The organism is Brenneria roseae subsp. roseae (genome assembly GCF_003115845.1).
GTDB lineage: Bacteria > Pseudomonadota > Gammaproteobacteria > Enterobacterales > Enterobacteriaceae > Brenneria > Brenneria roseae.
The window spans coordinates 69,036-83,149 of the sequence record NZ_KZ819036.1; the positions used below are offsets into that span (position 1 = coordinate 69,036).

Annotated in this window: 11 protein-coding genes; 2 read left to right on the forward strand and 9 right to left on the reverse strand. The window is 44.3% G+C overall.

Annotated elements, in window-relative coordinates; genetic code table 11:
* Positions 1–4: 4 nt before the first annotated feature.
* The 9 genes from DDT52_RS17710 to DDT52_RS17750 all read right to left on the reverse strand — a co-directional run bounded on the left by DDT52_RS17710 (position 5) and on the right by DDT52_RS17750 (position 11,931).
* Positions 5–484, reverse strand: coding sequence for a hypothetical protein (locus tag DDT52_RS17710; protein ID WP_136157526.1), 480 nt, complete (start codon positions 482–484; stop codon positions 5–7).
* Positions 485–493: 9 nt separating this feature from the next.
* The gene (locus DDT52_RS17715; RefSeq protein ID WP_136157527.1) at positions 494–2,239 is read right to left on the reverse strand and encodes an alkaline phosphatase; all 1,746 of its coding nucleotides are present in this window, start codon (positions 2,237–2,239) and stop codon (positions 494–496) included.
* Positions 2,240–2,341: 102 nt separating this feature from the next.
* Entirely contained in the window at positions 2,342–5,455 is a 3,114-nt protein-coding gene (acrD, locus tag DDT52_RS17720; RefSeq protein ID WP_136157528.1) for a multidrug efflux RND transporter permease AcrD, read from the reverse strand.
* A 505-nt stretch (positions 5,456–5,960) separates the two neighbouring features.
* A complete protein-coding gene (locus DDT52_RS17725) occupies positions 5,961–7,919 on the reverse strand; it encodes a BglG family transcription antiterminator (RefSeq protein ID WP_136157529.1) in 1,959 nt (652 codons plus the stop codon).
* A 55-nt stretch (positions 7,920–7,974) separates the two neighbouring features.
* A complete protein-coding gene (locus DDT52_RS17730) occupies positions 7,975–8,658 on the reverse strand; it encodes a hypothetical protein (protein WP_136157530.1) in 684 nt (227 codons plus the stop codon).
* Positions 8,659–9,106: 448 nt separating this feature from the next.
* Positions 9,107–9,991: a class II fructose-bisphosphate aldolase gene (locus DDT52_RS17735; protein ID WP_136157531.1), complete on the reverse strand. Its 885-nt coding sequence runs from the start codon at positions 9,989–9,991 to the stop codon at positions 9,107–9,109.
* Between the two features lie 115 nt (positions 9,992–10,106).
* A complete protein-coding gene (locus DDT52_RS17740; protein ID WP_136157532.1) occupies positions 10,107–11,162 on the reverse strand; it encodes a PTS fructose transporter subunit IIC in 1,056 nt (351 codons plus the stop codon).
* Complete coding sequence (locus DDT52_RS17745) at positions 11,162–11,470, reverse strand: PTS fructose transporter subunit IIB (protein WP_109054755.1); 309 nt, start codon at positions 11,468–11,470, stop codon at positions 11,162–11,164. Before DDT52_RS17745 ends, DDT52_RS17740 begins: the two co-directional genes overlap by 1 nt.
* An 8-nt stretch (positions 11,471–11,478) precedes the next feature.
* Entirely contained in the window at positions 11,479–11,931 is a 453-nt protein-coding gene (locus DDT52_RS17750; protein ID WP_136157533.1) for a PTS sugar transporter subunit IIA, read from the reverse strand.
* A 419-nt stretch (positions 11,932–12,350) separates the two neighbouring features.
* Here DDT52_RS17750 and DDT52_RS17755 point away from each other — a divergent pair, with 419 nt between their 5' ends.
* Together DDT52_RS17755 and DDT52_RS17760 are read left to right on the forward strand one after the other, a co-directional pair.
* A complete protein-coding gene (locus DDT52_RS17755; RefSeq protein ID WP_136157534.1) occupies positions 12,351–13,541 on the forward strand; it encodes an iron-containing alcohol dehydrogenase in 1,191 nt (396 codons plus the stop codon).
* A gap of 69 nt (positions 13,542–13,610) precedes the next feature.
* Positions 13,611–13,880 (forward strand): HPr family phosphocarrier protein, encoded by a 270-nt coding sequence (locus tag DDT52_RS17760; RefSeq protein ID WP_136157535.1) that lies wholly within the window; start codon positions 13,611–13,613, stop codon positions 13,878–13,880.
* The last annotated feature ends 234 nt before the right edge of the window (positions 13,881–14,114 follow it).

The window sequence follows — 14,114 nt, forward strand, 5'->3', positions numbered from 1 at the left end:
TCTCCTACAGGGTATCGAACGTTGCTTCACGCAGACGTAACAAGCTGACAAAACCGCTTTCCGGATCGGTCCATGAACCGTGTTCCAATACGCCTTCCACTTCAATCATGGTGTTGTTCTGTACGAAGGTTTGCCGCTTGGCCAAATAGACCACCACAATATCTTCGGGCCAGTCGGCGTCGGAAGAACAGAAAGGACAGAGCGCCATCGGCATTTTGGTTAAAACAAAGAATTGAGATTCCGCTTTCAGCGGCGGCGCCATAAAACCGCGCATCGTCACCCGTTTGCCGGATAACGATTTAACGTCATCGGAAAACACCAGACCCAGCACGCCATAAGAAGCGTACAGCTTATCGAAAGAAAGCTCAGGCGGCGCCGCCTTCACGGGAATGGCGCAGGTCAGCGACAGCAACATCAGCGCCGTCCGCAGCCAAAAGGATAAAAGCGGGGTTGCCCCCGCTCGGTCGTGTTTCACATTATTCATATTGAGGAATTACTTCTTATCCTGCGGTTTTATCGCCAGAGCATCCACAATGACCCGGAACAACTCAGAGTTCTCCATATAACCCCGAATCCGTTCGGCGCCCGGCCCGCTGGCCTGAATCACCATATCGTCTACCGCATGCACGCCGGTATCGGTCGCACGTGGCAGAATACCTTCGCGGAACACCGCGCCCGGTACTTTTTCATAGGCTTTGTTCGCAACATATTCATCCTTCTCGTTCTTGATTGCCGGCACAAAGGTGCCATCCAGTTTCGGACGGAAGGTTTCGTAATAGTCAGGGAAGTTGTTGAAGAAGACCGCCAGACGCTTGGAAACATTCACATCGTCCGGGTAACCATCTTTGTTGGCGTCTTTGTAGTTCGGGTAGCCAGCGTCTTCATACACGCCGACTTTCTCACGCATGTCGGTACCGGGCTTTTCATCATCGACCGTGCCGATAATGGAGATACCGTGCGTATGGTCGCCCGTCACGATGATCAGCGTGTCCGGGTTTTGCTCGGCAAACTTCCGCGCCAGCGCTACCGACTGATCCAGCATGATGGTGTTATAGAACGCGCGTTCCCAATCCAGCGGATGCGATGCTTTGTCGATCAGCGCGGATTCCACCATCAGAAAGAAACCGTCTTTGTTTTTGGACAGCACATCCAGCGCCGCCTGCGTCATCTCGGTCAGATCCGGCTGATTGGGGAAGTTTTTGGCAACATCATTTTTCAGGAACCGGCGGTCCAGCACACCATCCATGTTGCCGGTGTGAAACAGCCCCAGCAGTTTGGTGGCCTGCGCCGCATTTTGTTTCAGGGTTGCGGCATCCGTTGCCAGCGCATAACCCGCCTGCTGGAATTTTTCGACGTAGTTGTTTTCATCTTTACGTTTAGAACCCGGCGTACTCTTGGGCAGGAAATAGGCCGAACCGCCACCCAGAATCACACTGGGCTGCACGTTATAAAACATCTCGACGATCTCGGCTTTGTCTGCGCGACGTCGGGTGTGGGATACCACCGCAGCAGGGGTCGCATCTTCGATTTCGGCGTCACTGACCACACCGACAGACATGTTCGTTGAGCGGGTAAGTAACTCCCCCAGCGTTTCCTGTTTCGGGTGCTCCAGCGAGTTTTTACTGCGGCTGACGTAAACGCCCAGCGCATTCACACCGGATTTATGACCCGTCATGTAGGCGCTCATGGTGTTGGCGCTGTCGGCGGCAATCGAGTCCGTACTGGAAGTACCGGCGAACGCCATATATTGCAGATCGTCAATCGCCAAACGACCGTCGGCTTTCCCTTCCGTCACGCCTTTGGACAGGATTCTCGCCCCGGTGCGGTGGGCAACGGACAGGCCGTCACCGATGAACAGAATTACATTTTTGGCTTTACGCGCTTCCGGCGTTTGATAAACGTCCCATGTCACCTGTGTCTTCTTGCCTTTGGCTTCAGCCTCTACCACATATTCTCCGGCATCAGGCAAATGCACATCGCGCAGCCAAACCGTCGAAGCACTGGCACCGTCTTCGCGATCAACAAAGGTGGCCGGTTTTCCCAACACCTGCTGATAATCCTTACCATTAATCAGGATGCGGATATCTTCTGGTTTGAGAACTTCATCAAACTCAACTTTAAAATCGAATTTACCGCCGGCCAACATGGTTGCGCGGTCGATAGGATAAATGGCCTGTGCCTGCGCTATCCCCGGCAGGGCGGTAGCAAACAGCAAAGGCAGTAACCAGCGAGCTTTCATCGTGATGTCCTTGATTGCGAGATTAGCAGGACATAACGTAGTTACCTTTTCTTACAGTTTGATGAATTTCAGCATAATTCTTCTGGCCGGTCTCCCGTCCGACTAACGCGCCTTCTCTTTCAATGGGAAACGCCGGCGAACAACCACGAAGAACAGCGGAACAAAAAAGATCGCGAGGATCGTTGCCGACGCCATTCCGCCGATCACGCCGGTCCCTACCGCATGTTGACTGGCCGATCCGGCGCCGCCGCTGGTTGCCATCGGCAGTACGCCAAAAATAAACGCCAGCGATGTCATCAGTATCGGCCGCAACCGTTGACGGGAGGCCTCCAGCGTTGCTTCGATCAGATCCTTCCCTTGTTGATTCATCTCATTGGCGAATTCCACAATCAGAATGGCGTTCTTTGCCGAAAGCCCGACCACCGTCAATAATCCCACCTGAAAATACACGTCGTTCTCCAGCCCACGCGCCCAGGTGGCGACCAGCGCGCCCAGAACGCCAAGCGGCACGACCAGCATCACCGAAAAAGGCACGGTCCAACTCTCATACAGCGCCGCCAGACACAGGAACACCACCAGCAGCGAAATGGCATACAGCGCCGGCGCCTGCGCGCCGGTCAACCGCTCCTGAAAGGACATGCCCGTCCATTGCAGACCAATGCCCTGCGGCAGTTCAGCCACCAGCGACTCCATGATATTCATGGCGGTACCGGTGCTGACGCCCGGCGAGGCTTCTCCGACAATCTCCAGCGATGAGTAGCCGTTGTAGCGTTCGAGACGTGGGGAGCCGATCTCCCAGTCCGTGTGCGCAAACGCGGAGAAAGGCACCATCCCGCCATCGTTGTTGCGAACGTACCACCGGCTGATATCATCCGGTAACATGCGGTACTTCGCCGCGGCCTGAACATAAACCTTCTTCACCCGTCCACGGTCAAGAAAATCATTAACATAGGTAGAACCCCAGCCGGTTTTCAGCGTATTGTTGATATCGTCAATCGAGACGCCCAACGCTTGCGCCTTGCGCTGATCGATATGAATTCGCAACTGTGCGCTGTCGTCCAGACCGTTATGGCGTACGCGAGTCAGTTCGGGATTATTCCCCGCCATCGTCAACAACTGATTTCGTATCTGCATAAACTGTTCATGTCCCAGCCCGGCGTGATCCTGAAGTTGCATGGAGAACCCCGCCGCGTTGCCCAATCCGTTGATGGACGGTGGGCTACTGGCAAATACACGCGCTTCGTTGATGTCACGGAACGCCTTGGTGGCGCGTTCAATAATGGCAAAGGAACTGCTCTGCGAACCAGAACGCTCCGACCAATCCTTGAGCCGTACAAACAGTCGGGCCACATTCTGCCCGTTACCGCCCGGCCCGGAGCCGATAGTGGAAAAGACCGATATCACGTTGTCTTTTTCTTGCGTGAGGTAATACTGCTCGATCTTATTAACCACTTGCAAAGTCTGCTGCTGAGTCGCGCCGGGCGGCAGTTGTACCTGGGTGCTGAAAATACCCCGATCTTCCTGTGGCAGAAAAGAGGTCGGCAGCCTGAGAAACAGGAAAGCCATGATGCCGATAATGCCCAGATAAAGCAGCAGCCAGCGCCCGCCGTTAGTCAGCATTTTCCCCACGCCCCGTTCATAGCGCAGCGAATTATGGGTAAAGTTACGGTTAAACCAGCCAAAAAACCCCTTGCGTCCGTGCTGCTGGCCTTTGGCAAGCGGCTTGAGCAGAGTGGCACACAGCGCAGGCGTCAGGATCATCGCCACCAGGACCGACAGGATCATCGAGGTAACGATGGTGATGGAGAACTGACGGTAGATCGCCCCGGTGGTGCCGCCGAAAAACGCCATCGGGACAAACACCGCCGACAGCACCAGCGCAATCCCCACCAACGCGCCCTGTACCTGCCCCATCGATTTACGCGTCGCCTCTCTCGGCGAGAGCCCTTCCTCGCTCATCACCCGCTCGACGTTCTCTACCACCACGATGGCATCATCCACCAGCAAACCGATAGCCAGCACCATCGCAAACATGGTCAGGGTATTCAGACTGAATCCGCAGGCGTAAAGGACCGCAAACGTACCGAGCAACACCACCGGCACGGCGATAGTCGGGATTAAGGTCGCGCGAAAATTCTGCAAGAACAGATACATCACCAGAAAAACCAGCAGAATCGCTTCAAACAGCGTTTTTACCACATCGGTAATAGAGGCTTTGACAAAAGGCGAGGTTTCAAAGGCGATTTTGGCTTCCAGTCCGTGTGGAAAATACGCCGACAGTTCTTCAATACGTTCCCTGACTCGCTTATCCGTCTCCAGTTCATTGGCGCCTGAGGCAAGCTTTACCCCAAGCCCGGACGCGGCCTGACCGTTATAGCGGCTGAGAAAATCATAGCGCTCGGCCCCCAGTTCCACCTCCGCGACATCCCCCAGCGTCACGGCGGAACCATCCTTATTCACGCGCAGGGTAATATCGCGAAACTGCTGCGGCGTCTGCAATAGCGACTGGGCGTTGATGGCGGCATTGAGCGCCTGATTATCTACTGACGGCACGCCGCCTACCTGCCCCACCGAAACCTGGCTGTTCTGTGACTCGATGGTATTCACCACATCGTCAGTGGTCAGCGCGTAATCCACCAGTTTGAGCGGGTCAAGCCAGATGCGCATCGCATACTGCGACCCGTAGGCGTCCACTTCCCCCACGCCGCTGATACGGCTGATGGGTTCCTGAATATTGGTTGCAACATAATCGGAGATATCCTGCTTATCCATGCTGCCGTCGGTAGACACAAACGCGATCATCAGAATGTTGGTATCGCCGGTTTTACTGACGGTCACCCCTTGCTGCTGTACATCCTGCGGAAGTTTACGAATGGCCGACTGAAGCTGGTTTTGCACCTGCTGACGAGCTTCATCGGGATCGGTGCCGGCTTCAAACGTCAGCGTGACTCTGGCTTGCCCGGTACTGCTGCTATCGGAGGCCATGTACATCAGGTTATCCAGACCGGTCATACTCTGCTCGATAACCTGCGTGACGGTATTTTCCAGGGTCTGCGCCGACGCCCCCGGATAGTTGGTGGTGATGCGCACGTTGGGCGGCGCGAGATCGGGATACTGTTCAAGAGGGAGCGATTTAATCGCCAGCATACCGCACAGGCTGAGAAGAATAGCCAACACCCACGCAAAAATCGGGCGATCGATGAAAAAACTCGCCATTTCTTTCAGACTCCTCAGCCATATTCCGAAGGGGTAAATCCATGCACAGCCCGCGATAAGAGAATATAGGAAGGGAACCCCCTTGCCTACAGGGCGACAGATTACCTTACCTGTCGGGACCGTAGAAATCGTGGAGAAATTGAGGAGAAAATGTAAATTATCGTCTTTATGTCCTAAATAATTCGAGTGACAGGAAGGTGGCAAGTGCAGGACAAATTCGTCGGGAACGAATTTGAGCAGCCAACAGCTGGCCTTCGGTGAGAGACAGGATGTCCCTCCTCAATCCCGATGAGCTTATTCAATTAAGTGATTCTGGTGACAAATCTGCCGGAGCAGATTTGAACGCTGCTCGCAGCGGTCCCTTTGGGGCGAGGCCACGGATGGGCCGGGTAATGGGTGCAACCAACACACGTGCAACTTAACGTATGGCGGGCATATGCGTCAGGGATGCCGTTCCACTTCAGTAACCGCAACTCATCTACACGCAGTCCAAACCTGAGCGGCGTTAAATAAAGCGCTTAAATATACTTTGAACATCCTGATAATTATCAGCAGCAAGTAAACTCTCTACAATTGATAAGTCCTTTGTGATACAAGCCAACTCTTCAAAAATCGATTGAAAAGATGTTTTATTCCTAATATCAATAGATAACATTAAAATTATTTGTACCTTATCGTTTCCCCACTCAATGGGTTTTTTCAGCGTGATCAATCCAATACCTTGCTTTAAAACATTTCCTTCAAAAGCATGCGGAATCGCAAAGGTATTACCAATTGATGTCGGCGCTAATTTTTCACGTTCAAAGACTGAATTTATATATGTATCTTTAACATAACCATGATCAATCATTTGACGACCGAGTAAATTAATGACTTCATCTTTTGAGCGACAATCACTTTTTAGAATAGTGATCCCCTCAGCAAGCTGACTAAATAAAGAATGATAATATTCTTTATCTTTCATCAAAGATTTAACTTTATCCGGATGTAACTTATTTTCAATCAATATAATATCTTTACTACTCAACATTGGCGAAACATGCAAGACATCAATATTATCCAAAGTAAGTGGCACTGTTGATATAACAAAGTTTTGTTGTGAACGCTCTAATTCACTATCAATACGAGATATTGGAATTATTTTATTAACAATGATATTAGGGAAAATACTCTTCAATTTCGCCTGGAAAAATTGGGATGTTCCTGTCCCTGAACCACAGACCACTGTCACCGAGGGTCTTTCCACCGCACGCAATGCCTTCTTTCGTTCCAAACTGGCACCAAAATATAATGCTATATCACAGATTTCATCTTCGCCCAGATTTATCTTATACTCCAGATAAAGTAACTTGGCTATATACGTTGCCACTTCAAATTCATAAACCAGATCTTCTTTAATAACATTCTTTAAAGGATTCTCTAAATGAACCTGATTCTGGATACGATGAAACATCGCCTTGAGGTGGACAAATAAAGCCCGAATAAAAGTATCATCGTCACTAATATTTTCAAGATACGTTTCACCCGCTTTTATAACGATGGCTTCCCATACTTCAAAGGATAAATCAGATTTACCGGAGTCATCCATAAGATTAACTTTGGAATCACCTAATAATTTAGCCCCGGTAATATTAAGCAGGATATAAGATTTATCACCATCAAGCAGTTCTACACCAAAATACTCATTTAGTCTTTTAGATAAAAACTCACAGATCTTCCATTCATCCCGATTTTTATCTCTTTTAAGCTCCTCTTGAGAAACCGGGCAAATAGCGCCTTTACGTAGTCTTCTGACTATAATTGATAAATGAATCATCAAATCAGTATAAGATGCATCTGAAAGGATGAAGTTAAAATTCTCCTCAACCTCTTGTAAAATAGTGTTAATAACTGATAAATCAATGTTAGCAAAGAATGGTTGTAACTTACTTAAAACCTGGTTTCCCTGGTGGGATAAAATTTTTCTCATTATATTAGCACGAGTAATTCTTAATTGACTTTCATTACCAAACAATCTAATTCCATATTTTGCTTTTTTTTCTAATCGCAAAGACTGCTGTTTAAAAAATGGTGAGAGTTTATTTATATCATTAACAATCGTACTTTTACTCACAAATATAGCTTCAGATATTTTCTCCATAGAGATAAATCCTTCAGCATCTAATAACTGAATAGCAACGTAATATTTTCTAATATCCGGAGAAATAGATGCTTTGATGTCGTCATTAATCAACAGGTCATCCAGATATTTTCTTCCCTCTTCATTATATGATAACCATATTCCCTTCCCTGTCTTACTTTCAATCATGCAGTTACCGCTTTGTAATTCTAGTTTTAAGTTTTTAACATCGTCTTTAATTGTTCTTGAACTAACATGAAGAGAGTTAGCTAACTCAGTCGTAGTCATGGCATTTTGGCTACCATATAATATAGTTAGAATTTTTCTTTCACGAGGCAGTAACATTTCTCTCTCCTAATATTGTACCAAACATATAACTATCTTTTTATAAAGATACTCTTTATGTCAAATCATTTATATTAGTCAAAAACATTGCATATATATCCTCTATCTCACTACCGCTTAACTTTCCCAGCTGTTCTTGATGAATATTTTTAATGGATTCAAACAGTTTTAATCTATTAGTAATAACGACATCTTTAGTCAAGCTGCTTTTTATTTTTATGATACTCTTATCACTAAAAACAATTAATTTATGTGTATCACACGTCCTTTCCGTCAAAGCCTCCCATTTAGCTGAAAACTCATTCATCAATTTTATTGGGTTTTCAATTTTTCTCACTTGAGTTAAAATTTCGCCTGTGGCTTTATCTTTATCTGCCCGGATGAGGCTAAAATCATTCGCTGACTTACCGATAATTTCACCAATATAGTTTTTAATTTGCAGCAAGTAAACACCACTTGACAACATAATAACAATATAGGCTTGCGGATCGTTATCATCATGCGATCTAGCCATTTGGAAACATATTCTATGGTCGCCTAACTGGCTTTTAAGCCAATAGCTTTGGGACATTCTTTGTAAATTTTTACGACGATATAAAAATTCAATGAAACTGGAATAAATTTCCGTATAGAAACTATTACGCCAAAATTTAAACAGCTGACGGAATTTTACTGCTGTCAGAACAATAAAGGTGACAAAAAAACCAGTCGTTAACTCAGTCCAATTATAAAACTCCATTGAGTCCTATATGAAAACATCCCGCTTGCATGAGTTTCATTGTTCTGATTTTGACAAAACAGGCCGCATCGCTATACCGACCTTAGACTGACGACGAGAGATTTACTGACTCATGCCTGATTCTCCTGGCCAGAGTTTAGCGGGCTCGAGTCTCGGTTTTATCTGCCAATGCCATCACTCCGATTATCAACGCAAACTTTCAGCCTCCACCCTGTTTTAAGAAGTTAATATTTGTCAGAAATTATCGTTAATATGACCTGGCACTGATGTAATCTTTCTGATACTCACGGCTATGCGGTGGATCCTCCGGCCTCAGGGAACACCGTGCATTCCGCTATGAGCATGATAATAACAATACCGAAAATCCGCGAAGATCCACATCTTGTTTTTCAACTTCTGCATATCAGGTCAAATAATTGGATATGCACTTATTTCATTCTTTTAACAATTATTCATACTCTGGTCCACTGTGTTTGACAAAGGTATATCTGTTGCTCGATCCGATCAATCGCATATAATTCTTTACAAAAACTTTCATCGAATTTTGCGCCACAATACACAAATCCATATAATCAATTTCAGGATTCTCTGCCAGCGTTGTTTTCATCACAGCCGTAATGTGTTTCATCAAATCAGTACAAACATTAATTTTGTTGATACCTAACGCAATAACCTTACGGATATTCTCTTCACCAGCACCACTACCGCCGTGTAATACCAGCGGAATATTCAAGGTTTCTTTTAGAATTTTCAATTTATCAAAATCAAGAACAGGCGTAACGCCTTTAGGATAACTACCATGGGCGGTACCAATTGCCACCGCTAAACAATCACATTGAGTACGCTCAACAAACGCTTTAGCCAACTGATGATCGGTATACAAATCAGCACGCGACTCATCAGCATTGGCGGTAGTGCCAACGTGACCTAATTCAGCCTCAACAGATTTTCCGGCGGCGTGAGCAAGATCAACAATGGTTTGAGTTCTTCTTACGTTTTCTTCAAAATCGTAAGAAGAGGCGTCAATCATAACACTTGAGAATCCATATTGGATCGCAGCGGCAATATCTTCATAGTTCGCCCCGTGATCCAAATTGAATGCAATTGGTACATTAGCTTTTTCTGCTAAGTTTTTTATCATAGGAGCCATGATGTAACCATGACCGTGAGCTTTCATCTGCCGTGGTGAAATATTAATAATAATTGGAGAACACTCTTCTTCTGCACTCTCGATACACGCTTTTACTTGCTCCATATTAATACAATTCACCGCCATAACCGCATACATATTTTTGTGCGCATGAAGAAGCATGTCTTTCATTGAAACGTACATAATATCCCCTCAAAATCCAATCGTTATTGAATATAGAAAAATGTTTATTTTCTATGATTCACTTTCGGTTTTGAGAGTAACATCGTTCTGTTACCCTCAATCATTAGCAAGTTTTTTACTCTCCAACGGTTAATGGCCTTCTCACTATGGCATAAAGCACCCCGGTAATAATGCCGCCCAATGCCCATAAGCCAATAAATAATAGCGGGTTAGATAACATTGGAATAACAAATGCGCCTCCATGCACCGCGGGAGACTCAATACCAAATGTCATACATAATCCACCAGTGATGGCGCCACCAATCATACAACACAGCGTGACTCGTAATGGGTCATTAATTTGGAACGGAATAACACCTTCCTGGATATAACAGCTTGAAAGAATAAATAATGTTTTCCCTTGTTCTCTCTCCGCATCAGTAAATTTCTTTTTGCCGCCCAGGAAGGTAGCCAAGCCGATACCCAACGGCGATGTCATACCTGAGCACATTTTTGCTGAAGTTGGAATAAAAAAACCACTGGCATTCAAAGCATTAACGAACGTTGCTGCGGTTTTATTTACTGGGCCGCCATTATCACAGCACATCATCGCACCAATAACGGCACCAAGAACAAATCGAGAGCCGCCATTTAATGAAGTCAGCAATTCAGTTAACGCTTTCATAAAAATGGCAATAGGCGTGCCAAAAACATAATACATTAACAATCCAGCAATCAGCGTTACAAATACGGGAATAACCAATATTGGCATAACCCCTTGTAATACTTTAGGTACGTTGATTTTTTTAATCGCCAACGTTAAATAGCCAGCAATAATACCGCCGACTAAACCACCAACAAACCCAGTGCTTAGATTTAATGCCAATGTTCCCATTGCCAGGCCTGGAGCCAGGGCTGGTTTGTCTCCCATGGCATAAGCGGTGAAACCAGCAATCGCCGGAACAGTAAAATTCATTAATGCCGTGCCAATCAGAAAAATAACCTTTGCCAACGAGTCAACCTGGTCCATATGGGAGCCAATATCATATCCTCCCATTGCTTTTGCTATCGCCTGTAATATTGCCCCTCCGACGATAATGGGTATCATGTAGGAAATACCCGTCATTAAAGAGTCTTTGATAAAGGACAGTTGACTTTTCTTATTCGAGGTTTTGCGTTTAATTTCAGCCATTATGCTAATGCCTCCATTAACTCTTTAATAACCGCCTCAGGATGACGCACAGCTTCACTGACACCCACGTTCAATGTAGGTAAGTCTTCAAATCTATCGGCATTACGAATTCGGACATCACTGGCGATAATACAAGCGTTTGCACGATTGATATCATCTATAATGATTTCATTTTCAATACCTTGTGCACCCTGGGTTTCGACTTTTATTTCCAATCCGGCTTGTTCAGCAGCTTTTTTCAAATTAGCTGCCGCCATATAGGTATGCGCAATACCTACTGGACAACTCGTTACACAGACAATATACATATATTCCCTCATCTATAATTATTTAAACATTGTTTTACTTCATCGACTGACTTTGAATTTAATAAACTTTTTCTAAAATCATCATCAGTTAAACAAACTGCCAATTGCGATAGCATTTTTAAATGTAGGTTGTCGGAGGTATTAGGAGCGGCTAACATAATTATGTATTCTACCCGTTGATCATCAAACGCATCCCACTCTATAGAATCGCATAATTTAATTAAGGTAAAGGCTACTTCTCTCACACAATCGCTTTTACAATGAGGAATAGCTATCCCCATACCAATTCCGGTGGAATGTTCTTTTTCTCGCTCAAAAACACCGTTTACATACACATCCTTATCAGTAATCTTTCCAGCTTCAAACATTAACTGCCCTATCTTGGATATAGCATCATTCTTATCTAATACGTGAAAATCAAACTTCACCAATCGCTCGTCAATCATGGATACTAAATCCATATCTAACCTCCACCTCGAATTTTTGATAAAACTATTTTCTCTATACTTTCATCCTATCAAGGGGGGCAAACCCTAACAAATTAATAAATTGCATTAACATAGTGCAAGAGTAAGTGAAATGATTAGTGTTTTATTAATGTAACTATATGTATTTATTGCATGTATTTTTCGGAAAAAGAAATTTAAAAAAATAAATAATAAGATATTTAATCAATAACTGTGATCAACTTATCAAAAAAAAACCTTCACAACCCTACTCTTTTATTATTACGCTATTCAATGCTAAAAAATTACGTTTCAAAATACTATGCGTATACGAAATCACTATATTAGTGAAATTTATTCAATTTTTATCTTGCCGAGTTAATCTATAATTTGAAAAACGACACAAAGTAGCCGTTAATGACATGAGGTAAAAAATGATAAATTTTGAATACCATAATCCAACAAAGGTCATTTTTGGAAAGAACTCCGAATCTAATGTAGGAGCAGAAATTCATGCTCGAGGATTCAAAAAAGTACTCATTCACTTTGGTGGTATTTTTTTGTATGAAAATGGAGTTCTTGATCGGGTTCATGAAAGCCTGGCGGCATATGGTATTGAGTATATTGATTTTGATGGCGTTGTGCCTAACCCCAGGTTAGCATTAGCGCAAAAAGGTGTGGAATTATGTAAAGCTGAAGGCGTTGATTTCATTCTTGCCATTGGCGGCGGCAGTGCCATTGACTCATCCAAAGCAATTGCATATGGATTAGTTAATGATTTCAATTTAGAAGATCTATTTTTAGGCAAAGCAACAACCAGCAGCATTGCACCTATCGGTTGCATTTCAACTATTGCAGCAACGGGGTCTGAAACCAGCAACTCAACGGTGGTTACGATCACAAATTCTCTCGGTGAAAGTTTTAAACGTTCATATAACCATGACTGTGCCCGGCCTCTATTTGCAATCATAAATCCCGAATTAACGTATTCTGTTCCGACTTACCATACTGCAAGCGGTGGAGCTGATATCATGTTCCACACGATGGAACGTTACTTTACCAGGACGAAAAATGTCGAACTAACCGACAGAATTTCTGAAGGTTTACTGGTAACGGTAAAGAATGAAGTCGAAAAGGTATTAAAAAAACCGGATGATTACAATGCTAGAGCTAATTTAGCATGGGCTGGCAGCATATCTCATAACGGATTGACGGGGACTGGCAGAGAATCGGATTTTCCGGCGCATAAAATCGCACAAGAGCTGAGTGCGGTTTATGATGTTATTCACGGGGCTAGCCTTACCGCTATATGGTCAACCTGGTCCCGCTATGTTTACAAAACAGATATTCCTCGTTTCGCTCAATTCGCTACCAACGTATTTGGAATTCTTCCCAATTACCATGATTTAGAAGAAACGGCATTATTAGGTATTGAAGCATGGGATGAATGGTGTAAAAAAATCGGCATGCCTGTAACGCTTTCAGAGTTGGGCGTTTATCCTACCGATACTGAAATTAAGCATATGGCTGGAAATGCAGTGGCTACAGGAAATGGCAGCATCGGGAAATTTTTCAAAGAACTAACGAAAGAAGACATAATCAATATTTACTATAACGCAAAATAGATTTGCTTCTAAAAAAATCATTAATACCAAATGTTTTCATTTTTATTTTTTAAATAGGGTTGATTATATATGCTGAAAGAAAAAATAACGGTTAGAAATAAAAACGGGTTACATGCCAGGCCGGCAACAATACTGGCAAAACTGTCACGCAGATACCAATCAAAAATTGAGCTCGTCTATAAAGATAAGATCATTAAAGTAAAAGGTATTGTTGGCATACTATCGGCTGGTATCAGTGGTGGTTCAACGCTTGAAGTTGTTTGTGATGGGGATGACGAACAAGATGCCATGGGTGAAATAAAAGCGCTTTTTGCATCGGGATTTGGGGAAGAAGAGTAATACGCGGCTATCACGTTAGTTATAATATATATTGGCAATTTTATCAGAATGATAGTAAAAGTCGCATAGCCTATCAATGTGAGAATGTCACCCTGATTAATTTATTAATCAGGGTGACATTCTCATTTATAAAACCCAATCTAATAAGCACCAATTATATTGTGAATTTAATTATCACTAGCTTAGTGCAATTTTTTGTTTTTACATTTATAGACCCTCGACCTACCATATTAA